Below are 26607 nucleotides of genomic sequence, written 5' to 3'. Positions count from 1 at the left end.
TTATCAAAACCCTGATATTTTTAAATTTTGGGCTATTTTTGAACATGCAGACATCTTTATCCCTTCAATATCCATTTATCCTTGCTTCTAATTCTCCCCGTCGAAAAGAGATCTTGCGTTCGGCCGGATTCGAATTCTCCGTATTACCCAGTGATGTGGATGAATCCTTTTCTGCAGAAATGAAGCCTCAAGAGGTGCCGGTACATTTGGCGGAAAGAAAAGCAAATGAATTAGCTAGAATTTCCCCGAATGCCTTAGTATTAGCCGCTGATACGGTGGTGATTTTAGGAAAGGATATATTGAACAAGCCTCAAGATAAATCAGAGGCAATCTACATGTTGCAGCAATTATCTGGGAAAACACACGAAGTAGTAACTGGAATTGCTTTACACACACCTCAAGGTTTGTTCACAAAAGCAGATTCGGCCTTTGTTAAATTCAGGACTTTCGAAGACTGGGAAATTGATTTCTATGTACGCGAAGGATCGTGCTTGGATAAAGCAGGATCTTACGGGGTTCAAGATTTCTTAGGAATGGTGGGAATTGAATCCATTCAGGGTTCTTTCTACACGGTCATGGGATTGCCCATTTTTGACGTGTATCAATTAATGAAACCCTATATTCTAGATGGTAAACAGTTAACGATTAGATAGAGAAGCTCTCTCCGCATCCGCACGTACGGCTTGCGTTCGGGTTTTTGAATTGAAAACCTTTGCCATTTAATCCATCAGAGAAGTCTAATTCTGTGCCAGCAAGGTAGAGGATTGATTTCTTGTCTACCATCACTTTCACGCCTTTGTCTTCGAAGATCATATCGTTCGGTTGAGCTTCTGCCGCAAAATCCAAATTATACATAAGGCCCGAACAGCCGCCACCTTCTACGGCTACACGGATGTTGAATTCCTCCGTTAAACCTTCTTTAGAACGTAATTCCTTGATTCTATTGGCAGCTAAATCCGTTATCGTAAGCATGATGGTCGTATTTTGATGAAAATCTGATACAAAAGTAGCCCTTTTTTTGATAAAAAAAACCATTATTTAGAGTGAATCTAAATAAAGTGTAGTTTTTCAAAACCATTGGTCTTAATTTTGTGTTTCAATTGCGGATTAAAAACATATACCATGCTTTCAATAAAGAATTTACAAGCGAGAATAGGGGAGAAGGAAATCTTAAAAGGGATCAATTTAGAAATTAAAGCCGGTGAGGTTCACGCCATTATGGGACCCAACGGATCAGGTAAATCGACCTTAGCGTCCGTTTTAGCAGGACGTGAAGACTACGAAGTTACTGGAGGATCCGTTGAATTTTTTGGAAAAGATTTATTGGATTTAGCTCCAGAAGAACGCGCAGCAGAGGGTTTATTCCTTGCTTTTCAATACCCAGTGGAAATTCCTGGGGTGTCGACAACGAACTTTATGAAGTCAGCGGTGAACGAAATTCGTAAATACCGTGGCGAAGAGCCTTTGGACGCTGTTCAATTTTTGAAAATGTTCAAAGAGAAGATGAGTTATGTGAACATAGACCAAAGTTTATTGTCTCGTGCCCTAAACGAAGGTTTCTCCGGTGGAGAGAAGAAAAGAAATGAAATTTTCCAAATGGCAGTCTTAGAACCTAAGTTGGCCATTTTGGATGAAACAGACTCTGGTTTAGACATTGATGCTTTGCGTATCGTGGCAGAAGGAGTGAATAAATTGAAATCCTCAGACAATGCGACGATTGTGGTGACACACTACCAACGTCTTTTGGACTACATCATTCCTGATTTTGTACACGTATTGTACAAAGGAAAGATCGTAAAATCAGGAGGAAAAGAATTAGCGCTTGAATTAGAAGAGCGTGGATATGATTGGATTATTTCAGCTTTAGGAGAATAAGATGTTGTATACAGAATTAACGTCATCGGCTCAGAAAGAGGCTTTAGAGCGTTTTAAGGCCAAAGGATTTCCTACCAACAAATGGGAAGAATGGAAGTATGCGTCCTTGAAATCGTGGAATGAAAAGGACCTAGATTGGACTCCTGCTACTTTAAATGAAAATCTTTCAGCGAGCTTACAAACGCAAAATGGGAACACTAGTTTTCATGGTGCATTGCCTGCAGGGGTAGAATTCATTTCATTCGATGCTTTCATAGCTGCTAATCCAACGATTGCAGCTACATGGGAGCAGCGTTTACCTATATTAGATCAGAACTCCTTATACGATTTAAACACAGCGCTTGTGGTAAATACACAGGTTTTGTGGGTCAAAGCAGGTGTTTCAGTTGATCAGGCGATTACACACGATTATATTTTATCTGTGGCAAAAGCCTCAGCGGTTCAAAGTCGTTTAATCGTCTATCTAGAAGCAGATGCTTCCTTGACTTTAATTGAGCGTGCCTTTACAAAAGAGGGTTCAGCGGAGGTTTTGTCCAATTTTGTACAAGAAATATATGTGAGTGAGAAGGCGAATTTGACCTATGTGAAGGAACAGGATTTGGCCCAAAACACGACTCACATCGATCATACTTTTATCACTCAGCTTTCGAATAGTCAGGTTGATTTGTTTACATTCTCCCTGAATGCAGCTTATTTACGTAATAACCTGCATTTCTACAGCGATGGCGAAAATGTGGTTTCGAATTTGAATGGTCTTTATGTGCCAGGTGAAGATCAATTGATGGATTCACACACGGTGGTAGATCACCGCAAACCGAATTCAGAATCACACGAATTATACAAAGGCGTGTTATTAGGAAACGCAACCGGTGTGTTTAATGGTAAGATTTTTGTGCGTCCAGATGCTCAGAAGACCAATGCTTTCCAAAGTTGCAAAAACGTTCTTGCTTCCACTCGTGCTACGATGAATACGAAGCCTCAATTAGAGATTTGGGCTGATGACGTGAAATGTTCCCATGGAACAACGACAGGTCAATTGAACGAAGAAGCTTTATTCTATTTACGTTCAAGAGGTATTTCTTTAGCGAATGCGCGAACTTTATTGTTACTCGCTTTTGTTCAAGAAGTAATCGATCGCGTAACACACGAGGAAACGAAGTTGCGTTTGACAGATAAAATTATTACAAAAATCCAGACTTCCTTAGCGATTTAATCATGGCGGAAACATTAAATATAGATCAAATTAGAGCGGATTTCCCTGTTTTACATCAGCAGGTGAACAAGGCTCCTTTGATTTATTTTGATAATGCAGCAACCACTCAAAAGCCAAAAGCCGTTATCGATGCGCTTTCAGCCTATTATGAGCAGGATAATGCGAACATTCACCGGGGTATTCACACCTTGGCGGAACGTGCGACAACCGCTTATGAGTTGACAAGAAAAAAGCTAGCGGCTTTTTTGAATGCTCCTTCCACAGATCAGATTATTTTCACCTCGGGTACCACCGCAGGGATTAATTTAGTAGCCCAAACTTTTGGTCGTGCAAACGTCGGAAAAGGAGATCAAATCATTGTTTCTAACCTAGAACACCACTCGAACATCGTGCCTTGGCAGATGATTGCGGAGGAAAAAGGAGCAGAGATCAAAGTGATTCCTGTGAGTGATGCAGGTGTCTTGGATGTGGAAGCTTATAAATTTTTATTGAATCCCAAAGTCAAATTAGTCGCAGTCAATCACGTTTCTAACGCGATTGGGACGATTAATCCCATTGTTGAGATTATTTCTTTGGCACATGAAGTAGGGGCTAAGGTATTAATTGATGGAGCACAATCTGTCGCGCATTTAGCCGTAGATGTGCAAGCGCTTGATATGGATTTCTTTGTGTTTTCTGCCCATAAACTTTTCGGGCCTACGGGCGTGGGGGTGTTGTACGGAAAGCGTGATTTATTAGAGTCCATGCCTCCTTACCAAGGAGGAGGGGAGATGATTAAAGAGGTGAGTTTTGCTGGTACGACTTATAACGAATTACCCTATAAATTTGAGGCAGGAACGCCTAATATCGCAGATGTGATTGCTTTTGGGGCTGCTTTGGACTATGTTCAGGCTATCCCTTCGGAAGCTTTAGCAGCACAAGAAGAGGCACTTTTAGCCTATGCTACACAGAAATTGCAAGTGATTCCAGGTTTACGTATCGTGGGTACGGCTCCTGAAAAGATAGCCGTTATTTCATTCGTGATTGACGGAGTTCACCCGCAAGATATTGGGGTGTTATTGGATAAATTTGGCATTGCGATTCGTACCGGACATCATTGTGCGCAGCCATTGATGCAGCGCTACGAGCTAGTGGGTACGTGCCGTGCCTCCTTCGCTTTTTACAATACGTTCGAGGAGATCGATCGTTTTGTTCTTTGTTTAGAGAAAACCTTGCAGATGTTAGGATAATGGGACAGCCAATTAACGAGATACAAGAAGAATTAATTGAAGAGTTCGGTCTTTTTGAAGATTGGGCGGATAAATACGAATATTTAATTGACCTAGGTAAGAAATTAGCGCCTATGTCAGATGCCTTTAAAACGGAGGATAATGTAATTAAAGGCTGTCAAAGCCGCGTTTGGTTACACGCCGAAAAGCAAGGTGATTTAGTCGTTTTTCAGGCGGATTCTGAGGCCATTATCGTAAAAGGAATGATTTCGATGTTGATTCGGGTGTTGTCGAATCACACGCCAGCGGAGATTTTAGCCGCTGATTTATATTTCATTGATCAAATTGGAATGAGTCAGCATTTAGCTCAAACTCGCTCTAACGGTTTAGTATCCATGGTAAAACAAATGCAACACTATGCTTTGGCCTTCTCTTAAGCGATTATTTAGAATGGAAAATTCAAGTCAAATGAATGAGGTAGAATTAAAGGAAAAAGTGGTGAAGGCGATTAAAACCGTTTATGACCCCGAAATTCCGGTAGATGTGTACGAGCTCGGATTAATCTATGAAATCAAGATTTTTCCTGTCAATAATGTGTATATCTTGATGACACTAACTTCGCCATCTTGTCCATCAGCGGAGAGTATCCCGGTAGATATCGAGAAAGCGGTAAGAGAGATTGAGGGTATAGCTGAAGTCTCTGTAGAATTAACATTTGATCCTCCTTACGAGCAGGATATGATGTCTGAAGTGGCCAAATTGGAACTTGGTTTTATGTAATTGCGTTTAATTTTAAATCTAATATAAAAATATATGTATCCAGAACATTTAGTACATCCTATGCGGATGGATATTGTTGCCGGAGGTTTCCAAGAATTGAAGTTAGCTTCAGAAGTGGAAGACGTAATGGCTAAGCCAGGAACTACCTTGGTATTTTTCAACTCAGTATGTGGTTGTTCAGCATCTACTGCACGTCCAGGTGTAAAACATGCGGTAGCTGCTTCAGCTAAGAAACCGAATCAATTAGTGACGGTTTTTGCTGGTGTTGATCCTGAAGCGGTTCAAAAAGCACGTGAGTATACCTTACCTTACCCTCCATCATCTCCATCGATTGCCTTATTCAAAGATGGTGAGTTAGTTCATTTCGTAGAGCGTCACCACATTGAAGGTCGTTCAGCAGATATGATTGCAGGGCACTTGGAAGGCGTATTCGAAGAGTTTTGTTAATCTCAATACAATAAAAAAGGGAGCTTCCATCAGGAGCTCCCTTTTTTTATGACCTTTCAGAAAGGATTATTGCTTAGGCGCACCGCCCATCGCTCCTGATTCTGACGTACTATTTTTTGCTTTCTCAGCCATTTTCTTAGCTGCTCCTTCATAGTCACCCGCTTTGATGAAGGACATCTTCAACAAGTCGATTGATTTTTGAGTTGCCTCTTGAATTTGTGCCGGAGTTAAGCTCTTCACTTTGTTCTCTAATTCTTCAGACCATTTCATGTTACGTCCTAAGAATAAGTTGCTGTTCAAGCTTCCTACTAAAGCATTGTCTTGTGAACGTGTCACTTGACGAGATTGTAACCAAGATTTCTTCGCTTCGTCGATTTCTTTCTGAGTGAAACCTTCTTTCAATACTTTCTCGATTTCCTCTTTGAATGCTGACTCTAACTTTGCTAAGTTCTCTGGAGCATAGATCGCATAGCCGATGAACGCACCGCTTTGATCTAATGGACTAGCTACGAATTGAGAACCAACGCCGTAAGATAAACCATCTTTCTGGCGAATACGGTTCATTAAACGTGAGCTCAATCCGCTACCACCACCTAACATATAGTTAGATAATTCTAACGCAGCATAGTTAGGGTCGTTATCAGAGATTTTCAATGGTTGGTAAGCTAAGAAGAAGGCATTTGCTTTATCAGGCGTTTCGATTGAAATCGCTTTTCCACCTGTTTCTTTGAACTCTTCAGGAATTCGTTTGTATGACTTTGGAGATTTCCAATTGCCAAACTCTGCCGCAATTAAATCTTTCAATTCTTTCTCATCAAAATCACCTACCGCTGAGAACGTTGCATCAGAAGCTCCGTAGAAGTTCTTATAGAAATTAACGGATTCCTCTAATTTCACAGCTCCATAGTTAGCCGTTTGCTCTGCCATGGTAGGCTGGTAGCGAACATCTTTCTTATCATAGTGTCCAGCTCTTAATTGGCCTAATGCCTCAGAACCTTTCGCTTGTGGCTCGCTTTTTTGACCTTCGATCGCTGTTAAATTCTCTTGCTTCAATTTTTCAAATTCAGCCGCAGGGAATACCGGTTGTTTTAAAGCCTCAGCCACTAATTTCATCGCTGGGATTAAATTTTCACGTGTTGTTTCAATGGAAACGTTCGCTTGTGTTGCTCCGCCTGAGATACCCACACGTGCTTTTAACTTGTCTAATTCATCTTGGAATTGTTGACGTGTGTGTTTCGCTGTTCCTTTAGTTAACATATCAGCCGCTAAATCCGCTGCAGTAGCTGTTCCCATTAACGATTTTACATCGCCAAAACGTAAGGTCATTCTAGCATAAACTGAATTACCTCTTGTTTTCTTAGATAACAAGGCCACTTGAACACCACCGATTTTCTCTGTCTTCGTGCGTGAATCAATGTTTGCTGGAGATGGATCAAAAGCTTCCCCTTGGCTTACTGCAGCCTTCGGCTTGAAGTCTTTTAAAATTGTAGCTACGTCTTTTGCTTCAGGAATCTCAGCACGAACTGGTTTTTCTGTAGGATAGAAAGTTCCAGATGTTCTGTTCGAAGATTTGAAGTAAGCTGCTGCCACACGTTGAATGTCCTCAGGAGTTATTTTCTCTAATTGATTACGTGTGTGGAATAATAAACGCCAATCGCCTTGTGCAATGTATTCAGAAAGACCTACACCCACACGTTGTGCATTGTTTAATAATAATTCGATGTTCTTAATGCCTTTGGTCTTAATGCGATCTACTTCTTCTTTAGTAGGAGGAGTTTTGGCAAAATTCTCGATGGTATTAAACATAATCTGGCGAACAGAATCCACCGATTTCTCTTTTAAAACTTCCGCGCCGAAATAAATCAATCCAGGTTCTTTTAATTGGAAAGAGAATCCAAATTGGCTACTTGCCTTCTTCGTATCAATTAACGCCTTGTATAAACGTCCTGAAGGTGCATCTGTCAATAAATCAGCCATGACATCTACAGCTACATAATCTGGGTGTAAGCCAGAAGGAATATGGTAGGCCATACCAACTACCTGCACATCACCCACGCGGCGAAGAGATACTTCTCTTTCTCCATCTTGTGTAGGTTCAGCAGTAAAAGTAGGTGTTAAAACACGCTCAGGACGTGGGATGATACCAAATTTCTCATTGACTAACTTTAATGTTTTGATTGGGTCAAACTTACCAGCCACTAATAATACCGCGTTATCTGGTTGGTAGTATTTACGGTAATAAGCCTGTAAGTTCTCAATAGGCACTTTTTCGATGTCAGAACGAGCACCAATAGTGGAGTTACCATAGTTATGCCATAAGAAAGCCGTAGAAACGATACGCTCCATTAAGACACTACCTGGATCATTCTCGCCACGCTCGAATTCGTTACGAACAACCGTCATTTCGGTTTCTAATTCGCTCTTCGAAATACGTGAGTTGATCATACGATCAGCCTCCATATCTAAAGCCCAATCTAGATTTTCATCTGTTGAAGCGAATGTTTCGAAGTAGTTTGTGCGGTCTAACCAAGTAGTTCCGTTAAACTGAGCGCCGTGATCTGAGATTTCTTTCGCTACCTCTTTGTGTTTTTCTTTCGTACCCTTGAACACCATATGTTCTAAAAGGTGAGACATACCCGTTTCACCGTAGCCCTCGTGGCGAGAACCTACGAGATAGGTAATATTAACCGTTATGGTTTGTTTAGATGGGTCTGGGAATAATAATACTTTTAAGCCGTTCGCTAATTTGTATTCTGTAATTCCCTCCGCTTCCGTTACCTTTTCAGGTATGGGAAGGCTAGCAGACGCTTTTTGTGTTGTTGGAGTGGGTTTAGGTTGTGCTAATGCAGGTTGCAAAAGACAAAGCAGTAAACCCGATAGAATAATTCTCTTCATAGGGGTATTTTGTTTTTAAGAATTGAAAATTAAAAATTAATTAAATCGGTAGTGTTGATAAAATGATAAACGGTAAAATTATTTCTTGTACTGTTGAATTAACTTGTAAATAGCTTTTTGTGTTTCCATGTTAGGGAAATATTCAAAAATAATTTCGTGTTTATCGTAATCCAATAGTAGCCCTGACTCTAAAAAGTGGAATGCCTCTTTAAATTGACCTGCTTTAATTAAAAAGATGGCTGCGCGGTAATATAGGTCTGCTTCCTCTGGCAATTCATCAATAGCGGAAAGCATAATTTCTGCACACTTTTCGAAATCATTCAAATCGTAGTGTAATTGCGCCCATTTGACCCAAGTAGGAGCGAAGAAGGAATCTAAGTCTACTGATTTGGCATAAGCCTCATCAGAGGAAACGGGATTGCCTAAATAGGCCTCTACATCCGCTAATCCTGTCCAATACAAGGGATTCGTATCGTTTAGTTTCAGGGCTTTCTTCAAGAAATGAAGGGCTTCGAACCATTTGTCCATCTCTGTCAAACAAACCGCTAAACCATAATAACCTTCATCCCAAAGAGGATCTACCTTAATGGCCTCCTTATAATGGGTTAAAGCCTTATCAAAACGGCGCTGGCGTTCAATGCTAGCCCCTAAACAGCAATATAATTCTGGATTCGGATCATCGTATTTCAAGCACAAAAGATAAGATTCTTCGGCTTTTACATATTCCTGAATGTTCATGTAGGTATTCCCTAAATTGAATAATGAAGACCCAAAAGTAGGTTCTATCGCAAGCGAATATTCATAGGCATCGATTGCTTTTTCAAATTGCTTTAATTTGGAATAAGCAATGCCTAAATTGTACCACGCCGTAAATGAAAAGGGATCAGCATCAATGAATTGTTTGTAATAGGGGATACTTTCCTCAATTTTACCAATTTCATCCAAACAATTTGCGAGTTCGACTAGCGCATTTTCATTCTCTGAATTGAGTTCTAAACACTTTTTTAACATGTCTACCGCCTCTCGCGGTTTCCCCCAGGCTTGGTAGCTCAAGCCGATGCGGAAATAGACTTCGTCTTTTTCTTCTGTTCGATCTAAAGAGGCTAAAAATAGTTGGATGGATTCTTCGTGTTGCCCCATTTGGCTTAATAAATAGCCTTTAACCAAGGTTAATTCGATGTCATTGGGGAATAATAGAATAGAATTTTCAATCAATTCCATTGCCTCTTCGGGCTTTTGCATTTCCCCTAAAATTTGAGCTTTCAGCGTAATCAACTCTAAGGAATAGTTGAAATGGCTGAGTCCTAAATTAACAGCTTCTAAGGCTTGGTCAAAACGTGATTGAACAAAGTAATGTTCGGCGATTTGTTCCAAAGTCTCTGCATCGAAAAACGCATTTTCTTGCTGATTCAACATGTTCTCGTAGCGTTGAACAGAAGCTTGGATGTCTTCTTTATTCTCGTCGAATTCGGGATCTAGCATTTTTCGGGATACATTTTCACTAAAATAATGAATAATATTTATTCTTGAACGCCTTTTCGGCTTAATTTTGTTCCAAACACCTGATAATGTCAAAAATCTGTGCCATTGCGGACCTCGGTACCAATACGTTTCAATTATTAATTTCCCCGCTTTCTGAATTTCGAGTGGAGGAGCACTTACAACGGCCAGTTGGTTTAGGGAAGGGGGCTATGGAAGAGGTGATTTTGCAAGCAGATGCAATGGATCGGGCGATCGCTTGTTTGATTGAGTTTAGGCAGGTTTTTCTGTCTAAAGGAGGCGATCTGGAAAATTTCTACGCTATTGGTACGAGTATACTTCGTCGAGCCTCGAATGCAGAAGTTTTTATTCATCGGGTTCTTCAGGAATTAGGCATCCACATTCAAATCATCAATGGAATGCAGGAAGCAGGTTATATCTATGAGGGTATACGAAATTCCTTGCCAGAACGTTGGGAGAAAACGAGTCTGGTGATGGATATTGGAGGTGGAAGTGTGGAATTCATTTTATTTAAAGGTCACCAGGTACGCTATCGGGTAAGTTTAGAGTTAGGTGGATTGCGATTAAAGTCACTTTTTTCCGAAGGTAATGAGTTTGATTTATCTATTGTAACTGAATTAAATGCGTATGTATCGAATGAAATGATTCCGCTTTTTGATGCGTGTCGCCTGTATCCACCCAGTGTATTAATTGGAGCCGCTGGTGCCTTTGAAACGATATTTGATTTAGAGAATAGATCGGGTTATGCGCCTGCCTCTTGTGAATTGAATTTAGCTGTTTTTTTACAACATAAGACTAACCTAGATGCTTTAGCGTATGAAGAGCGAGTGGGTTATCCAGGAATGAAAGCATTTAGAGCAAGTATATTTCCTTATGCTACTTTTTTAGTGGAGAAAGTTTTGCGTGAATTGGAGATTAAGGAGCTTTGGTTTTCGTCGTATAGTTTAAAGGAAGGCTTTTGGTTTACGGAACTCCAAAATCCATCAAACCAACCGTAGAATTTGAAAAAAAAATTGTAAACTTGTAGTTAATAAGATTAATCAACCCCTTCATATGGCTTTTTCATTAGCAACTATTTTACTTCAGGCGGGTACAGTGACCGTCGATTCTACTGCAGCTATGGCAGATTCCATTGTTAATTCGGCTCCTGTTCAAGAAGTTACGAAAGTAGTAGTGGAAGAGTTTTCTGTATTGGACTTATTAGGAAAAGGGGGATATGTCATGTATCCGATCGGCTTCTTATTCGCAGCAGCCGTATTCTTGTTCATTGAACGTTATTTGTATATCCGCAAGACGGCTAAATTAGACGAGGATTTCTTGCACAAGATTCATGATATGTTGCAAGCAGGTAACGTACAAGGAGCGATTAATTTCTGTAAAGCGACTTCCTATCCAATTGCTAAACTTTTAGAAAAAGGTTTATCTCGTTTAGGTTCTCCTATCCGTGATATCGAAGCGGCGATTGAGAATAAGGCCAAAGTCGAAATCTATAATATGGAGAAGAATTTAGGTATTCTAAGTGCTATCGCACGTATCGCTCCCATGTTTGGATTCTTAGGTACAGTTACCGGTATGATTCGTACGTTCCACAACATCTCAATTTCCAATAAAATTGATATTTCAACAATTGCTGGTGGTATTTATGAGAAAATGGTGACTTCAGCATCTGGATTGATTGTGGGTATCATTGCTTACGTGTTGTATACTTTATTGACAACTATGATTGATCGTACGATTAACAAAATGGAAATTACAGCGATTGATTTCTTAGATATTCTTCACAAACCAGCGTCTAAAGCCTAATTCGATGAATTTCAGAAAAAGAGCCAGAGAAGCATCAGAAGTAGAAACAGGAGCCTTAGCGGATATCCTTTTCTTTCTATTGATGTTCTTTTTAATGATTTCGACGCTAGCTTCTCCGGATGCAATTAAATTGCTTTTACCAGAAACAGCAAAGCCAATGCCTACGCCTGCCAATGAAGTGATTCGTTTGACGATGGATGAGCAGCTCAATTATTATATTGATGATCGTTTAGTAGATGTGGCTAATCTAGAGGCTGAATTGACGAAAGAAGCGACTTCTAAAAAGGCAGTTACTTTAGTAGTGCGAATGGATCGCAACCAGACAGTACAAGAATTAACCAATATATATGACCTGGCAGCTAAATTGAAGTTGTCTATGGTGATGGCTGCGGAAAAGAAAAAATAGTAATATGGAAGGCTATGTGATCATCGCCCTCAAATCAATAGCCGTTTACGTGTTCATCGTAGCGGCTATTCGTGTTTTTGGGAAGAAAGAGTTTGCGCAATTATCGGTGGTTGATGTGGTTTTCATCTTATTGATATCTAATTCCGTTCAGACAGCAATGGTAGGGGATGATACGAGTTTATCCGGCGGTTTAGTGGCAGCTTTGGCCTTATTTGCCATGAATTATGTTTTTAAGCGTATTTCTTTAGGTAGTGAATCAATGAGTAAAGTGATAGATGGGGAGCCAGTTATGTTGATTTATAATGGCGAAGTTCGCCCAAATTCCTTGAAGGAAGCTTCCATTTCATTAGAGCAATTGAAGGCAGTCGTGAGGGAACATGGTGTGGAAGAAATTAGTGATGTAAACTTGGCCATCTTCGAAGTAGATGGAAATATTTCCGTTTTAAGTGATAATTATCGGAATTTGACCAAAAGAAAACGAAAAGGACACCGCATTCTTGGGCAAAATACGGCCTAAAATCGTATATTTGCACCTATATCTCAGCTGTTTGTAGAGTTGAGAATCATTTTGTTTTCTTAATTAATGGAAAAAATCCTAAAATTCGGTGGGACCAGTTGTGGTAGCATTGAAAGTATTCAATCCGTTTTGACAATCATTGAGTCAAACGGAAAATCCTCCTCAGATTTTGCTGTTGTCTTTTCTGCGATGAGCGGTGTGACGAATCATTTGTTAGAAGCGGGCATGCTGGCAGCTCAGCCAAAAAGCACCGTAAATACCTTGATTGAGACGATTGAAACACGTCATTTTGATATCATTAAGCACTTTATTCCCGTTGCGGGACAAAGCCAAGTGATCGCACATGTACGCACTTTAGTCAATGAATTACGTGATGTATTGAAAGGAATTAATTTGATCAAGGAGATCTCGCCTAAGACGTCTGATTCATTAGTTAGTTTTGGAGAACGGTTATCGACGTATTTAATTTACGCTATTTTACAACAAAAAGGTCTTCCAGTTGTCTATGTAGATGCGCGGGAGATTATTAAAACGAACAGTGCTTTTAGTCACTCTGAAGTTGACTTTGCTGTCACTAATCCGTTGATTTCTAGTTATTTCGAAGCAAATAAGGGTAAAATTGGTTTAGTCACAGGTTTTATTGCGTCTAATGCTAAAGGGGAGACAACGACTTTAGGTCGCGGTGGTTCTGATTATACTGCTTCGGTGATTGGAGCTGCTTTAGGGGTAAAAGAGATTGAAATTTGGACGGATGTGGATGGAATGATGACAGCTGATCCAAGAAAAGTAAAGTCTGCCTTTACCATTCCTTCGATATCTTATGCGGAAGCGATGGAATTGACCCATTTTGGAGCTAAAGTGATTTACCCTCCTTCTTTACAGCCTGCTTTTGCTAAAAACATTCCGATTCGGGTGTTGAATACCTTTAATCCGACTTTTGAAGGTACCGTAGTTAGTAAAGAACCTACGGGGAGTCCTTACATCATCACGGGAATTTCGTCGATAGACCAGCTAGCGTTGGTTAATTTGCAAGGTTCAGGGATGATAGGTGTGGCTGGTGTTTCTGCTAAACTATTTACAGTTTTAGCCCGCGAAAAAATATCAGTTGTCTTGATTTCTCAAGCCTCTTCTGAGCATAGTATTTGTTTTGCCATCGATCCTTCTGTGGCGGATAAGGTGCGAAAAATAGTAGAAAAGGAATTTGCGGCTGAGATCGTGACGGGAGATATTGAGGGAGTAGATATCCAAAAAGAACTTTCTGTGATTGCTGTGGTAGGTGAGGGGATGCGTAAGCATACCGGTGTGAGTGGGAAATTATTCTCTTCTTTGGGAAAAAACGGGATCAATATTGTCGCTACTGCGCAGGGTTCTTCTGAGTTAAATATTTCAGTTGTGATTGAAAACAAAGACCTTTCCAAGGCTTTGAATGTCATTCACGAGACCTTTTTCTTCTCTCAGATTAGAACATTACATCTCTTTTTAGTGGGAGCTGGTTTGATAGGAAAGACTTTATTAGCGCAAATTATTGGTCAAGAGCATTATTTGGCCAAATACAAAGGAATCAAGATCCGTTTAACGGGAATCGCGAATAGTCGTAAACAATTAATTCAGGAAGAGGGAATTGAGTTAGATCAAGCTTTACACCTATTAGATTCAGTGGGCGATCCGGCTGATTTAGCTGGATTTATTGCTCAAATAAAAGCATTGAACTTGCCGAATTCCATTTTCGCTGATTGTACAGCGAGTAAAGAAATTTATACGAATTACTTAGGTTTATTTCAGTCTAATATTTCGGTAGTTACGCCTAATAAGGTAGCTAATTCAGGTCCATATGATTTATATGCGCAATTGCATCAAACGGCTTTTGCTAAAGGAGTTAAGTTCCTATATGAGACGAATGTAGGGGCTGGATTGCCCGTTATAAATACCTTGCAAGGGCTAATTGCTTCGGGTGATCGCTTTGAGAAAATTGAAGGAATTTTATCCGGTACTTTATCTTTCTTATTTAATCAGTTCACCCCTGGAAAGTCTTTTGGCGAAGTTTTACGTATAGCTAAACAAAAGGGGTATACGGAACCGGATCCACGCGAAGATTTAAGTGGGATGGATGTGGCGCGTAAAATTTTGATTTTAAGCCGCGAGATTGGATTGAAATTAGAATTTTCTGATATAACCATTGAAAAGATTATTCCTCCCGCCTGCGAAGAGGCTCCTTCAGTGGATGCTTTCTTTGAGGAGATCGATAAAGCCAATGATTTCTTTGAGATATTAGTGAATGAGGCAGCGACCAAAGGTGAGGTTTTACGCTATATCGCTTGTTTAGAGGGTCAAAAAATTACCATCGGTTTACGTTCTGTAGGACCAGCACACCCATTCTACCAAATGGATGGGGCTGACAATGTAATAGCCTTTACAACAAAGCGTTACCATGATCGTCCTTTAGTCATAAAAGGTCCTGGAGCAGGAGCCGAGGTGACTGCATCGGGTGTTTTTGCAGATATAGTATCTATTGGTAGTCACCTCTCATAATATGGAAAAGATTCGTGTATATGCTCCAGCTACGGTAGCTAATGTGGCTTGTGGATTTGATATCTTTGGATTTGCGGTGAATCATCCTGGTGATGAAGTCGTGTTAGAAAAGAAATCAACACCCGGAATTATCATAAAAGAAATTACAGGTGATGAGGGTAGATTACCCAAGGCTGTAGAGAAAAATACGGCTGGGATAGCGATCCAGAAATTCTTAGCTCATATTGGTCGTGAAGACCAAGGCTTTGAATTGTCGCTTCACAAAGATATGCCTTTAGGTTCTGGATTAGGTTCCTCTGCCGCATCCGCTGTAGCAGGCGTTTTTGCCGCAAATGAACTAATGGGCCGCCCTTTATCTCAAAAAGACCTCTTGCCCTTCGCGATGGAAGGCGAGCGCGTCGCCTGCGGCTCCGCGCACGCGGACAATGTAGGACCCTCGTTATTAGGAGGCTTTATCATTATTCGCTCCTATGATCCTTTAGATATCATTCAAATACCCGTACCATCCGATTTGTTCGCCAGTATAGTTCATCCACAAATCGAGGTGAATACCAAAGATGCCCGTGGAATCTTAAATAAAGAAATCTCTTTATCTACCACCATTACCCAAATGGGGAATGTAGCAGGACTTGTCGCAGGCCTTTTATTGCCTGATTATGAGTTAATTGGTCGTTCCTTAGTGGATGTGATCATCGAACCCTCTCGTGCAATCTTGATCCCTGGTTTTGCCGAAGTAAAGGCTGCTGCTATTGCAAAAGGCGCGTTAGGCTGCTCTATTTCAGGTTCCGGACCTTCCTTGTTTGCCTTATCGAAAGGCGAAGAAACGGCCCAAAATGTAGCCAAAGCCATGGCCGCAGAATTTACTGCCATAGGTATCGGTTCAGAGCAATATGTCTCTCAAATCAATCAGAAAGGCCCCGTTATTTTAGCTGACTAAGCTTTCGGGTGTGCTTGGAGGTAAATCGCCTTCATTTTTTCCATTGAATTATGGGTATAGACTTGTGTTGCAGCTAGGTTCGCGTGTCCCAATAATTCCTTGATGGCATTCAAATCAGCCCCTTTATTCAGTAAATGCGTAGCGTAAGTATGGCGTAACACGTGTGGGGATAACTTCTCTAACTGGCTATATTCCCCTAGATTTTTCTTCACTAAACGCTGTACAAACATCGGGTACAGGGGTTCTCCTTTATCGGTGAGTAGTAAATTAGGGTGTTCTATTGTGCAGAAGCTGCGATAAGTTGCTATTAAGTCAATGAGTAGTCCAGGTATAGGGATGACCCTTTCTTTATTGCGCTTTCCAATAACTCGGATCGTTTTTGTGGCTAGATTGACTTGGTTGTTTTGCAGTGAAATTAATTCTGCTAGCCGAATGCCTGTCCCATAGAGCAGAAATAGAATGAGTTCGTCTCTAGCTTCGCTAAAATTCGAAGCTATTTTTCTGTTTTCCACCAGGTTTTCCATTTCTGATTCACGTACAAATTGGGGGATTTTCTTGGTGGTTTTGACCATCCGGATGGAGCTCATTGGGTTTTCCTCCATTTTCCCCGTGCGTAATAGGTACTTATAGAAGGTACGAAGTGTAGCTAATTTGCGGTTGATGCTGCGGTTTTGGATAGAATCATCAGATAAGCTGATGAGCCATTTGCGAATAGTTAACGCTTTAACTTGTAGGAGTTCTGCAGGTGCTATGAAAGCTATAAACTGTTCTAAGTCAGTAGAGTAGGAGGTAATCGTGTGCGAACTGTGGCGCCTTTCGATGGACAGGTGGTCCAAAAAAAAATTGACTAATTCACGATTCATCATCGAAATTAGTCAATTCCTTTAAAGATTGTATAGGAAATTAGTTATTAATATTTCCGTAAGTGATTTGCTTGTAAGCAGCACGAATCATTTCTTTGCGACGTCCTACAGAAGGTTTTTCGAAAGCAGATCTTCTACGTAGTTCTTTCACTACACCTGTTTTTTCAAATTTCTTCTTAAAGCGCTTTAAAGCTTTATCAATTGATTCGTTCTCTTTTATCGAAATAATTAACATTTTCTTTTGTCTGTTTTTTTAAATTGTGTGCAAAGATAATCATATTTTTTTGATGCGCAATAGGTGAATCGATTATTTCAATGAATGTTTTTGCCTATTTTTGTAATTCATTTTACCTGTATTTATGTCAGACTTTTCACGGACTACCGTTACTGCCGCGTTAATTTATGCCAATGGGCCTATTCATATTGGTCACTTAGCCGGTTGTTATTTGCCAGCAGATATCTATGTGCGGTATTTGCGCTTGCAGAAAAAGGATGTGATTTTCGTGTCAGGCACGGATGAGCATGGGGTGCCTATTACGATTAAAGCCCAAAAAGAAGGGAAGACCCCTCAGCAAGTGGTGGATTATTATTACACCGAAATCAAAGATTCGTTTGAGCAATTTGGCATTTCCTTTGATATATATGGGCGTACGTCAGATCCGGTGCATCACCAGGTTTCTCAAGAATTCTTTTTGAAATTATATAACGAAGGGAAATTTATCGAGGAAGTAACGGAGCAATTTTATGATGAAGAGGCGAAGCAATTTTTAGCAGATCGCTACATTACAGGTGATTGTCCCTCTTGCAAGCAGCCTGGCGCCTATGGCGATCAGTGTGAAAAGTGTGGCACGACGCTTTCGCCTACTGAGTTGTTAAATCCTAAATCAGCTTTGAGTGGCTCTAAACCTGTATTAAAACCGACAAAAAACTGGTTCTTGCCCTTGGATCAATGGCAACCAGAATTAGAAAAATACATTAATTCACACCCAGAATGGAAGTCGAATGTGACGGGACAGGTTAAGTCCTGGTTACAGGAAGGCTTGAAGCCGCGTGCAATGACGCGTGATTTAAACTGGGGTGTGCCTATTCCTTTGCCTGATACAGAGGGCAAAGTGCTTTACGTGTGGTTTGATGCTCCCATCGGATATATTTCCATGACGAAGCAATTGACGCCGGAATGGGAGACCTATTGGAAGGCGAAAGATAGTCGCATCGTACATTTCATTGGGAAAGACAATATTGTGTTCCATTGTTTGATCTTCCCTGCGATGTGTATGGCACACGGTGGCTACCAATTAGCGGATCAAGTGCCTGCGAATGAGTTTATGAACTTAGAAGGGGATAAGATTTCGACCTCGCGTAATTGGGCGGTTTGGTTACACGAATATTTAGTGGATTTCCCGGGTAAACAAGACGTATTGCGTTATGCATTAACGGCTTCCAGTCCGGAAACGAAGGATGCAGATTTTACATGGGCTGATTTTCAGACCAAAAATAATTCTGAATTAGTAGCCATTTTAGGCAATTTTGTGAACCGCGCCTTTGTATTAATTGATAAAAACTTCGGTTCTATTGTGCCACCTAAAGGGGAAGGAACTGGATTAGAAGCTGATTTAATGGCAGCCGTGGCTGAAATACCGTCTAAACTGTCCCTAGCTTTAGAAAATTATAAATTCCGCGATGCGCTTGTGTTAGCGATGGAAATTGCCCGATTAGGGAATAAATATTTAGCGGAAGCGGAGCCTTGGAAAATAATGAAAGAGGATCCGTCGAAAGCGGGTACCGTATTGAATTATGCGGTGCAGTTAGTTGCTCAGGCAAGCATTGCTTTAGAACCATTCATTCCGTTTAGTGCTCAGAAATTACGTTCTGCGCTTGGTATGGAGAGTTTTGAGTGGTCGAGTATGGGTGATTTTGAGGTGATTGCTGCGGGAACTGCCTTGCAAAATCCAGGTTTATTATTCGAGAAAATTGAAGACGAAGCGGTCCAAAAGCAGGTTGATAAATTAACTCAAACAAAAACACAGATGGAATTAGCAACTAAAACTGTGCCAACTCTAAAGGAGACGATAGCCTTTGATGATTTTGCCAAAATGGATATTCGCATCGGTGAAATTGTTGCAGCAGAGAAGATGGAAAAAAGTAAGAAGTTATTGAAGCTTCAGGTGAATGATGGTTTTGTGACGCGAACGATTTTGTCAGGCATTGCAGAGCATTTCGCACCGGAAGATTTAGTGGGTAAGCAAGTGACCTTTCTAGCTAACCTTGCACCGCGTAAAATGATGGGTATTGAGAGTGAGGGGATGATTTTAATGGCAGAAGATGCAGATGGAAGTCTGGCGCTAGTGCAACCCAATAAGCAGATTTGGAATGGAGGGACCGTTAATTAGGGTTCTAATACAGGTAGGGATAAAATAAAAATAAGGTCAGAAGAAACTTCTGGCCTTATTTGTTTAACCTCTAAACCTATTTAACTATGAAAATTTATACAAATATAATGCTTTTGCGGATATTTTATTAGTTTAATGCAAAAAAATAAAAAAGGTGAAGTTAAAAACTTCACCTTTTTTGATTACCTCTAAACCTATTTAACTATGAAAACTACTGTTAATCTAATTACAACATAACAATCAAGTGCTCTTGTTGTTCAGAACTGTTATCGAAATTAGTGTCGATAACGGGTTCTGTGCTTACAATTGACCAAACTAGGTTGATCTTTCTAGCTGCTTGATTAATTTCTTTGATCCAGTTTAACGTCTTAATGTCTGAAAAATTTTGGCCTTGATCAGAAATAGTTTTAATGGTTTGGTTGAAAACCACTTTTTCTGACTCAGATACATTTATGAACTCAGTTTTGTTATTTTGGAAATCTTCTAAAATCGATATAGTCAGACTCGCTGCGCTTGCGCTCTTAACTTGAGCGTCTTTGCGAATCAACGAAGTGATCACTTCTGATAAAGTTTCTGATTTTACTGATAAATCGTTTGAAAGATTAAATGAACGTGCTTCTTCTCCCGCAACCGCGACTAGGTTTAATCCAATTAAACAGCTAGCTAATAATAATGTCTTCTTCATATTTTTGTTATATTTATTATCTAAATCAACAATGCAAAATTATTGCATTTTTTTAATATGGCAAAACTTTATTTTAGTCTATTTTTTGAATTAATTTTTGTTAAATTCCGATTTGGTACTTAAAAACAGAATTAAATATATAATTATATGTATTTAACAGAATTATATTTGGTAAATTATTTTAAATCATTTGAATAATTCTTAAAGAATATTTGCGGAAAAATTCAAATATTCTTTAAATAATACAATCATTGGTTGTATTTGTTCATTGTTTTCGTTAATCCTTCAGCGCAGAATGATTCAATTATCTCCGCGGTTTTGTCTAAGATGAATGGGATTGTCTCTATTTCAGTGTTAGAAAAGTTACTTAAGACATAATCGGCCTGCCTTCCTTTGGCAAAATCACTGCCGATTCCCATGCGCAAACGCGGATATTCTGTGCCACCCAGAACTTCTTCAATGCTTTTAAGTCCATTATGTCCTCCCGAAGAACCTTTCGGTTTTAAACGTAAAGTGTCAAATGGAATGGCTAGGTCATCGACTAGCACTAGCATGTTCTCTTTCTCTATCTTAAAATAGGATAGCCAATAGTTAACCGCTTTCCCACTCAGGTTCATGAAGGTGGTTGGTTTAATTAAATAAATAGTATGGCCTTTCTCTTTATAGGAGGCGATTGAGGCTAGACGATCGGTTTTGAAGCTGATGTCTTTTTGTTTTGCCAAAAAATCCACCGCCATAAAACCAATATTGTGGCGTGTAAATAAATATTGCGGGCCTATGTTGCCCAATCCAACGATTAAAAAGTTCATAGGGTATTGAATTTGGATACAAATTACGCTCAAATTTTTTAGAACACCTCTTTGCGCTTACCTTCGCATAAAATTTATTCCTATGAAAAAAATCGCCTGCATCACAGGTGCGAGTTCCGGAATCGGTCGCGCCACAGCTCAATCCTTAGCAAACGAGGGTTTTCAATTAATCCTTTGTGGTCGAAGAAAGGAACGTTTAGAGGAGTTGCAGGCCAGTTTAACTGTTAAATCCATCCTTTTAACGTTTGATGTGAGTAATCAAACTTCCGTTATCCAGGCGTTTGAATCACTTCCGGTTGAGTGGAAAAATATAGATGTCTTGGTAAATAATGCGGGTAATGCACATGGTATGTCCGCTATTCAAGATGGAGATGTAGCTGATTGGGATGCGATGATGGCCTCGAATGTAACTGGCTTATTATATGTTTCGAAAGAAGTAATTAAAAGGATGGTCGAAAGAAAATCGGGCCATATTATTAATCTGTCTTCTATTGCAGGAAAGCAAACTTATCCGAATGGGAATGTGTATTGTGCGTCCAAAGCGGCAGTAGAGGCCTTATCTGCAGGAATGCGCCAGGATTTAAATCCATTTGGCATTAAAGTGTCTAATGTGGCTCCAGGAGCGGTGGCTACCGAATTTTCTGAAGTGCGTTTTAAAGGAGATCAAACTAAGGCGGAAGCAGTTTATGCCGGATACGAACCTTTAGTTGCAGAAGATGTAGCAGAATTGATTCGTTATATCGTCTCAGCACCAGCTCACGTCAACATTGCGGACGTGACTATTTTGCCGACAGCGCAAGCTTCAGCTTTCCAGATTCTTCGAAAAAATTAAATAGAACGTTGGCGAACGGTCTCAAAAATGATGACACCTGCCGCAACCGATACGTTTAGCGATCCTACTTGACCTGCTTGAGGGATTTTAGCGATCTCATCTGATTTACGGATGATTTCGTCTGTGATTCCGTCTTCTTCTGATCCCATGATGATGGCGATCGGATCTTTGTAGTCTATTTCGTAGATCGTGCTTTTAGCCTTTTCTGTACAAGCCACTACGCGTAATCCCGAGTTTTGCAAGAAGTCAATCGTTTGGATTAAGCTATCTTCCCTACAAACCGGAATAAAGTTTAAAGCACCAGAGGATGTTTTCATTGCATCTGCGTTGATTTGAGCGGCTCCACGAGAAGGTAAAACGATCGCGTGAACACCCGCACATTCTGCCGTACGTGCAATAGCACCGAAGTTTCTCACATCTGTAACGCGGTCCAAAATCAGAATAAAGGGTATTTCGCCTTTCTCAAAGGTGTCTGCAATGACATTCTCTAATTTTGCATAGTGAATAGCTGAAACGAAAGCGATGGCTCCTTGGTGATTTTTCCGTGTAATTCGGTTTAATTTCTCCAAAGGTACCTTCTGCACTTGAATGCCTTTTTCTTTGGCTAAATCAAGGATTTCGGTGTTTCCTAACTCTCTTTGAACTAATAAACGATCAATTTCCTTTCCAGAACGAAGGGTTTCTAGTACAGATTGCACCCCAAACACAAACTCTTTATTGTCTGTTACCGGAGCTGTAAAATGTCTAAATGGTCTCTTAAATGGGGGTCTTGATGCGTTTTCTTCTGACACGTTGTTGCTTGAAAATTTTGCACGAAGGTCGGCATTTTTTTTAACATTTCAGCTAGATAATTCCTTACCTTTGTCTCTTAATCTTATTAGAATGTATAAAACTACCGAAATTGCTTCCTCTGATATTCCTTCAGATAATCCCGTTCACCAGCGTTTATTGTATCCTTATATCCACGTCAGCCAATTACTTTCTGGCAATGTTCTTGAGATTGGATGCGGCACAGGACGCGGGGTAGGTGTTTTAGCGGATAAGGTAAGTGACTATACGGGAGTGGACAAGAATACGGAATTGATGGAGAGTTTATCGAAGACTTATCCTAAATTCAAGTTTATCGATATGTTCTTGCCACCTTTAAAAGATTTGCCTTCGAATCACTTCGATTTTGTCGTAACTTTTCAGGTGATCGAGCACATCGAAAACGATGATTTCTTTTTAGCGGAAGCGGCTCGCGTGTTAAAGCCGGGTGGGAAATTGTATTTAACAACCGTGAATAAGAAATTCTCTTTAACCCGTAATCCGTGGCACGTACGGGAGTATTTAGCTCCAGAATTACGAGATTTAATGAAGAAACACTTCTCTGAAGTAGTGACGGAAGGGGTGCATGGGAATCAAAAAGTGATGGATTATTATGAAGAAAATAAGGTAGCAGTTAAGCGAATCACTCGATTTGATATTTTCAACTTACAATATAAATTACCAAGAACTTGGTTACAAGTACCTTATGATATCGCGAATCGCATGAGTCGCTTATCGATGTCTAAGTCAAATAATTCACTTGTTTCATCGATTCAGGTGGACGATTATTTCCTTAGCCAAGATCCTGATAATTCATTGGACTTCTTTTATACGGGTATCAAATAGATGGAATTCATTGACCACGGCATTGAGGAATATGCGCGTTTACATACGGAACCCGAAAATGACTTATTAAGGGAGTTAGTAAGGGAGACGCACGCGATGGTATTGCAGCCTCGAATGCTTTCGGGTCATTTACAGGGGCGTTTTTTGTCCTTTATTGCCAAAGTCTATCAACCCTCACTCATCCTCGAAATAGGCACTTACACGGGTTATTCTGCCCTTTGTATGGCGGAAGGATTAAAAAAAGGTGGTCGTTTGATTACGATTGATGTGAACGAAGAATTGGAAACCTTCACTCGTTCGTTCTTTGATCGATCTGCTTATAAAGAGCAAATTGATTACCGCATCGCGGATGCCGCTCACGAAATTTCTGCCATAGAAGGCCCTTTAGATATGGTATTTATCGATGCGGATAAGCGTAATTATGCCCTTTATTTTGATTTAGTTATCGATAAAATGCGTCCAGGAGGACTTATATTAGTGGATAATGTGCTTTGGAGTGGTAAAATCATAGAAGAAGCGGCTAAAGATAAATCAACACAAGCTTTGCGTGACTTCAATACAAAAGTAGCTAACGATTCACGTGTGGAGCCTCTTTTGTTGCCTATTCGAGATGGACTATTCCTTTTGCGGGTTATCTAACTTCTTTTTAGGCGGTAACAGAAAATCATCAGGCTGTAAAATCTCAGGAATCTGGATGGAATTTTCGAAGAAGGTTACTGTAGAAGGATGGTAGATGATGTAATTCTTATCTCCAGGAACGTAATCGTTCAATAGCCACGGATTGTATTTCTTTAAATCATTGTAGCTTACATTCAATTCATCCGCGATTTCATAGAGGTTTTTGCCGCAGGAATTATCGTAGCAAATGAGTTTGGCTTGATTTACCGGCTGAATACCTAGTGAATCATCTTTTTTGAATTCATCTGCCCAAAATTTTTGATAGGCTAAGAAACGTAATACGTACCAATCCGTGCTCGAATCCACCTGAATGTCCGATTTTCCCACCCAATCCATCACATAGGAAGTTTTCTTCGCTGTTCCTAAGCCCACTCGGTAGGAGAGAAGTGTCCCCACCCAGTTATTTAAAACCCGGTTATTTCGAGTAAAATAGTTCGCGGCGCCTTTTGTAGCCTCGATAATGTGTTTTCGTTCATCCACATTCGCATTCACTTTCATTCCCACATCCGTCGCAGTACCTGCTTTAAATTGCCAGTATCCTACGGCTTGCGAGCTCGAAACAGCGATCGGATTTAATCCACTTTCTTGAACAGAAAGGTATTTGAACTCATTGGGAATCCCTGCTGATTGTAAAAGAGGCTCCATAACTGGAAAATAGAAGCGCATTTTCTCTTTCATTCCTTCCACAAATTTCTTGCTGCTCCCTAAGCGCTTTTGCTCTGTTTCTAGGATGGATTTAGCGGAAGGATGGATGAATACCTTTACGTTTCCGATCAAAAGGGAGTCGGGAAACTCGGTTTTGGCAAAAACCGGAAAACAGAATAAAAGTATTAATAAAAGTATCCAAAGGGATTTCATAGGGTAAAATTACCTATATAAACTATAATATGTACCTTTGTGGTTCAAAAATAACCAGATGATTTTAATTGACGATACGGTAATCTCTTCCGATGTAGCAGACGAATTTTTCGTATGTGATTTAGCCAAATGCAAAGGCGCTTGCTGCGTAGAGGGCGATTTAGGGGCTCCATTAGAGGAAGACGAATTAGAGATATTAGAACGTATTCAAGAGGATATCAAGCCCTTTTTATCTGAAATAGGGTTAAAAGAAATTGAAAAATCAGGAGCATGGGTAAAGGATGACGATGGTGACTTTTCTACACCCGTGATTAAAGGAAGAGAATGCGCCTATGCCTTATATGATGACAAAGGGCATTTGAAATGTGGGATTGAGCAAGCTTATTTTGCCGGTAAAACGGATTTCAGAAAGCCTATTTCATGTCATTTGTACCCGATTCGATTGGCTAAATTAGCCGATTATACGGCCTTAAATTACGATCGGTGGTCTATCTGTTCTGACGCGTGTTCGAATGGAGCGTCCTTGGGTGTTCCTATTTATGTATTTTTGAAAGAGCCCTTGATTCGCAAATTTGGGGAGAAGTGGTATGCGGAGTTGTGTCAAGAGATCGAAGAGCGTAAAGAAGAATAATGGCTGATTTTGAAGCGATTTACCAGGTAGTAGCGTTGATTCCTTCCGGCAAAGTGTCGACTTACGGAGCTATTGCGGGCTATTTAGGTTCTAAAGGAGGGGCTAGATTAGTGGGCTGGGCGATGAATGCATCGCACGGTCAAGCGAATATTCCTGCTCATCGAGTTGTAAATCGCAATGGCGTTTTAACGGGAAAGAACTTTTTTGGAGGGAATAGAATGCAGGAATTATTAGAAGCAGAAGGCCTGACGATCAAAGATGATCAAATTAAAGATTTCTCCACCCATTTCTGGGATCCTTCCGTCGAGTTATTATAGATTTTTCAGGTAGTTTTTACCCCCTAAGCCTTTCATTTGGCGTTGAATCGCAGAGGTACGTTTGCGTACATAAGCGGAGGGATGTTCGATGGAAAAGCGGTTTGGGCTCGGTAAAACCGCTGCAATTCTAGCCGCTTCTGAGGCCGAAATCTCGGTTCCACTGTGACCATAATATTGGCGGCAGGCCGCTTCCACGCCAAACGTCATTGGTCCCGTCTCAGCCACATTCAGATAGACTTCTAAAATGCGTTCTTTGCCCCAAATCAATTCAATCAAGAACGTAAAGTAGACTTCTAAGCCTTTTCGGACATAGCTTCTGCCTTGCCATAAAAAGACGTTTTTTGCTACTTGTTGAGAAATGGTGCTAGCTCCACGGATTTTTTTACCCTTCATATTGTGCTTCACTGCGCCCCACATCGCGTCAAAATCAAATCCGTGGTGATCTGGGAAAGCCTGATCTTCGGAGGCAATCACGGCGATTGCCACATTTTTATCGAGTTCTTTGTAGGATGTCCATTGGCTGTGAATTTTAGATGGTCTTCCTTCTAGGAGCGCATCAATCTTCCTGGAAGCCATAGTAGGGGTGAAATAGACAGGGAAGAATTTTAGAAATACGACCGTAAACAGGCTAAAAATCCATAGGTAGAGGAAGAAGAAGCCGATTTTCTTTAGCCAGGTGCGTTTTTTAGGGCTTTTCTTCGCTAAGCGTTCAAACTTTTTACTTCCGTTGGATGGGATTGGAGATTTTTTATCGTATTCGATTCGCTTTGCCATAGGGTTG

The 26607-nt window shown here is 40.4% G+C and carries 29 protein-coding genes; 19 read left to right on the top strand and 10 right to left on the bottom strand.

Annotated elements, in window-relative coordinates; translation table 11 throughout:
• The first annotated feature begins 44 nt into the window (after window positions 1-44).
• On the top strand, window positions 45-653 hold the full coding sequence (locus ACRZ9O_RS02920) for a Maf family protein (protein ID WP_459456184.1): 609 nt from the start codon (window positions 45-47) through the stop codon (window positions 651-653).
• On the opposite strand, the gene ACRZ9O_RS02915 is transcribed toward ACRZ9O_RS02920, so the two are convergent.
• Window positions 646-972, bottom strand: a complete 327-nt coding sequence (locus tag ACRZ9O_RS02915) for a HesB/IscA family protein (RefSeq protein ID WP_130896345.1) — start codon at window positions 970-972, stop codon at window positions 646-648. The two genes, ACRZ9O_RS02920 and ACRZ9O_RS02915, sit on opposite strands and share 8 nt — an antisense overlap.
• A 150-nt stretch (window positions 973-1122) precedes the next feature.
• Between ACRZ9O_RS02915 and sufC the strand changes: the two genes are divergently transcribed.
• From sufC to ACRZ9O_RS02885, 6 genes are read left to right on the top strand one after another with little or no spacing between them, the layout of a single operon-like run.
• The gene (gene sufC / locus ACRZ9O_RS02910; protein WP_459456182.1) at window positions 1123-1875 is read left to right on the top strand and encodes a Fe-S cluster assembly ATPase SufC; all 753 of its coding nucleotides are present in this window, start codon (window positions 1123-1125) and stop codon (window positions 1873-1875) included.
• A 1-nt stretch (window position 1876) separates the two neighbouring features.
• Window positions 1877-3088 (top strand): Fe-S cluster assembly protein SufD, encoded by a 1212-nt coding sequence (sufD, locus tag ACRZ9O_RS02905; protein ID WP_459456180.1) that lies wholly within the window; start codon window positions 1877-1879, stop codon window positions 3086-3088.
• 2 nt (window positions 3089-3090) lie between these two features.
• Window positions 3091-4317 (top strand): SufS family cysteine desulfurase, encoded by a 1227-nt coding sequence (locus ACRZ9O_RS02900; protein WP_459456178.1) that lies wholly within the window; start codon window positions 3091-3093, stop codon window positions 4315-4317.
• Entirely contained in the window at window positions 4317-4733 is a 417-nt protein-coding gene (locus ACRZ9O_RS02895) for a SufE family protein (protein WP_459456176.1), read from the top strand. Before ACRZ9O_RS02900 ends, ACRZ9O_RS02895 begins: the two co-directional genes overlap by 1 nt.
• A 31-nt stretch (window positions 4734-4764) precedes the next feature.
• On the top strand, window positions 4765-5076 hold the full coding sequence (locus tag ACRZ9O_RS02890; RefSeq protein WP_223131844.1) for an iron-sulfur cluster assembly protein: 312 nt from the start codon (window positions 4765-4767) through the stop codon (window positions 5074-5076).
• Window positions 5077-5109: 33 nt separating this feature from the next.
• Entirely contained in the window at window positions 5110-5523 is a 414-nt protein-coding gene (locus tag ACRZ9O_RS02885) for a BrxA/BrxB family bacilliredoxin (RefSeq protein ID WP_459456174.1), read from the top strand.
• A gap of 66 nt (window positions 5524-5589) precedes the next feature.
• On the opposite strand, the gene ACRZ9O_RS02880 is transcribed toward ACRZ9O_RS02885, so the two are convergent.
• Window positions 5590-8418 carry a M16 family metallopeptidase gene (locus tag ACRZ9O_RS02880; RefSeq protein ID WP_459456172.1) on the bottom strand — a complete coding sequence of 943 codons (2829 nt, stop codon included), beginning with the start codon at window positions 8416-8418 and terminating at the stop codon, window positions 5590-5592.
• A 78-nt stretch (window positions 8419-8496) separates the two neighbouring features.
• Window positions 8497-9900, bottom strand: a complete 1404-nt coding sequence (locus ACRZ9O_RS02875; RefSeq protein ID WP_459456170.1) for a tetratricopeptide repeat protein — start codon at window positions 9898-9900, stop codon at window positions 8497-8499.
• Window positions 9901-9986: 86 nt separating this feature from the next.
• Between ACRZ9O_RS02875 and ACRZ9O_RS02870 the strand changes: the two genes are divergently transcribed.
• The 6 genes from ACRZ9O_RS02870 (at window position 9987) to ACRZ9O_RS02845 (ending at window position 16110) form a co-directional block, all read left to right on the top strand.
• Window positions 9987-10916 carry a Ppx/GppA phosphatase family protein gene (locus ACRZ9O_RS02870; RefSeq protein WP_459456168.1) on the top strand — a complete coding sequence of 310 codons (930 nt, stop codon included), beginning with the start codon at window positions 9987-9989 and terminating at the stop codon, window positions 10914-10916.
• A gap of 55 nt (window positions 10917-10971) precedes the next feature.
• Window positions 10972-11721, top strand: coding sequence for a MotA/TolQ/ExbB proton channel family protein (locus tag ACRZ9O_RS02865; RefSeq protein WP_395618332.1), 750 nt, complete (start codon window positions 10972-10974; stop codon window positions 11719-11721).
• A gap of 4 nt (window positions 11722-11725) precedes the next feature.
• Window positions 11726-12127 (top strand): ExbD/TolR family protein, encoded by a 402-nt coding sequence (locus ACRZ9O_RS02860; protein WP_459456166.1) that lies wholly within the window; start codon window positions 11726-11728, stop codon window positions 12125-12127.
• A 4-nt stretch (window positions 12128-12131) separates the two neighbouring features.
• Window positions 12132-12644: a DUF421 domain-containing protein gene (locus ACRZ9O_RS02855; protein ID WP_459456164.1), complete on the top strand. Its 513-nt coding sequence runs from the start codon at window positions 12132-12134 to the stop codon at window positions 12642-12644.
• 66 nt (window positions 12645-12710) lie between these two features.
• Complete coding sequence (thrA, locus tag ACRZ9O_RS02850) at window positions 12711-15173, top strand: bifunctional aspartate kinase/homoserine dehydrogenase I (protein WP_459456162.1); 2463 nt, start codon at window positions 12711-12713, stop codon at window positions 15171-15173.
• A 1-nt stretch (window position 15174) separates the two neighbouring features.
• Window positions 15175-16110 (top strand): homoserine kinase, encoded by a 936-nt coding sequence (locus ACRZ9O_RS02845; protein WP_459456160.1) that lies wholly within the window; start codon window positions 15175-15177, stop codon window positions 16108-16110.
• On the opposite strand, the gene ACRZ9O_RS02840 is transcribed toward ACRZ9O_RS02845, so the two are convergent.
• Window positions 16107-16976, bottom strand: coding sequence for a tyrosine-type recombinase/integrase (locus tag ACRZ9O_RS02840; RefSeq protein ID WP_459456159.1), 870 nt, complete (start codon window positions 16974-16976; stop codon window positions 16107-16109). The genes ACRZ9O_RS02845 and ACRZ9O_RS02840 overlap by 4 nt on opposite strands.
• Window positions 16977-17013: 37 nt before the next feature.
• Window positions 17014-17208, bottom strand: a complete 195-nt coding sequence (gene rpsU, locus ACRZ9O_RS02835) for a 30S ribosomal protein S21 (protein WP_130896373.1) — start codon at window positions 17206-17208, stop codon at window positions 17014-17016.
• Between the two features lie 124 nt (window positions 17209-17332).
• Between rpsU and metG the strand changes: the two genes are divergently transcribed.
• Window positions 17333-19363 carry a methionine--tRNA ligase gene (gene metG / locus ACRZ9O_RS02830; protein ID WP_459456156.1) on the top strand — a complete coding sequence of 677 codons (2031 nt, stop codon included), beginning with the start codon at window positions 17333-17335 and terminating at the stop codon, window positions 19361-19363.
• Between the two features lie 226 nt (window positions 19364-19589).
• On the opposite strand, the gene ACRZ9O_RS02825 is transcribed toward metG, so the two are convergent.
• Together ACRZ9O_RS02825 and pth are read right to left on the bottom strand one after the other, a co-directional pair.
• Window positions 19590-20048, bottom strand: coding sequence for a hypothetical protein (locus ACRZ9O_RS02825; protein WP_459456154.1), 459 nt, complete (start codon window positions 20046-20048; stop codon window positions 19590-19592).
• 248 nt (window positions 20049-20296) lie between these two features.
• Complete coding sequence (pth, locus tag ACRZ9O_RS02820) at window positions 20297-20857, bottom strand: aminoacyl-tRNA hydrolase (protein WP_459456152.1); 561 nt, start codon at window positions 20855-20857, stop codon at window positions 20297-20299.
• Window positions 20858-20939: 82 nt separating this feature from the next.
• On the opposite strand from pth, the gene ACRZ9O_RS02815 reads away from it, so the two are divergent.
• A complete protein-coding gene (locus ACRZ9O_RS02815; RefSeq protein ID WP_459456150.1) occupies window positions 20940-21689 on the top strand; it encodes an SDR family NAD(P)-dependent oxidoreductase in 750 nt (249 codons plus the stop codon).
• Here the strand turns inward: ACRZ9O_RS02815 and rlmB are convergent.
• A complete protein-coding gene (gene rlmB, locus ACRZ9O_RS02810) occupies window positions 21686-22480 on the bottom strand; it encodes a 23S rRNA (guanosine(2251)-2'-O)-methyltransferase RlmB (RefSeq protein WP_459456148.1) in 795 nt (264 codons plus the stop codon). The two genes, ACRZ9O_RS02815 and rlmB, sit on opposite strands and share 4 nt — an antisense overlap.
• 91 nt (window positions 22481-22571) lie before the next feature.
• On the opposite strand from rlmB, the gene ACRZ9O_RS02805 reads away from it, so the two are divergent.
• Both ACRZ9O_RS02805 and ACRZ9O_RS02800 read left to right on the top strand, forming a co-directional pair.
• On the top strand, window positions 22572-23342 hold the full coding sequence (locus ACRZ9O_RS02805) for a class I SAM-dependent methyltransferase (RefSeq protein WP_459456146.1): 771 nt from the start codon (window positions 22572-22574) through the stop codon (window positions 23340-23342).
• Window positions 23343-23981: an O-methyltransferase gene (locus ACRZ9O_RS02800; RefSeq protein WP_459456144.1), complete on the top strand. Its 639-nt coding sequence runs from the start codon at window positions 23343-23345 to the stop codon at window positions 23979-23981.
• Here ACRZ9O_RS02800 and ACRZ9O_RS02795 read toward each other — a convergent pair.
• Window positions 23958-24878, bottom strand: a complete 921-nt coding sequence (locus ACRZ9O_RS02795; RefSeq protein ID WP_459456142.1) for a lytic transglycosylase domain-containing protein — start codon at window positions 24876-24878, stop codon at window positions 23958-23960. The genes ACRZ9O_RS02800 and ACRZ9O_RS02795 overlap by 24 nt on opposite strands.
• 58 nt (window positions 24879-24936) lie before the next feature.
• Between ACRZ9O_RS02795 and ACRZ9O_RS02790 the strand changes: the two genes are divergently transcribed.
• On the top strand, window positions 24937-25509 hold the full coding sequence (locus ACRZ9O_RS02790; RefSeq protein ID WP_459456140.1) for a DUF3109 family protein: 573 nt from the start codon (window positions 24937-24939) through the stop codon (window positions 25507-25509).
• Window positions 25509-25826, top strand: coding sequence for an MGMT family protein (locus ACRZ9O_RS02785; protein ID WP_459456138.1), 318 nt, complete (start codon window positions 25509-25511; stop codon window positions 25824-25826). The genes ACRZ9O_RS02790 and ACRZ9O_RS02785 overlap by 1 nt, the downstream gene beginning before the upstream one ends.
• Here ACRZ9O_RS02785 and mtgA read toward each other — a convergent pair.
• The gene (gene mtgA, locus ACRZ9O_RS02780) at window positions 25821-26600 is read right to left on the bottom strand and encodes a monofunctional biosynthetic peptidoglycan transglycosylase (RefSeq protein ID WP_459456136.1); all 780 of its coding nucleotides are present in this window, start codon (window positions 26598-26600) and stop codon (window positions 25821-25823) included. The genes ACRZ9O_RS02785 and mtgA overlap by 6 nt on opposite strands.
• Window positions 26601-26607 lie beyond the last annotated feature (7 nt).

This window comes from Aquirufa sp. HETE-40SA, from assembly GCF_054558635.1.
This window is presented reverse-complemented; position numbering and strand designations above follow the sequence as displayed.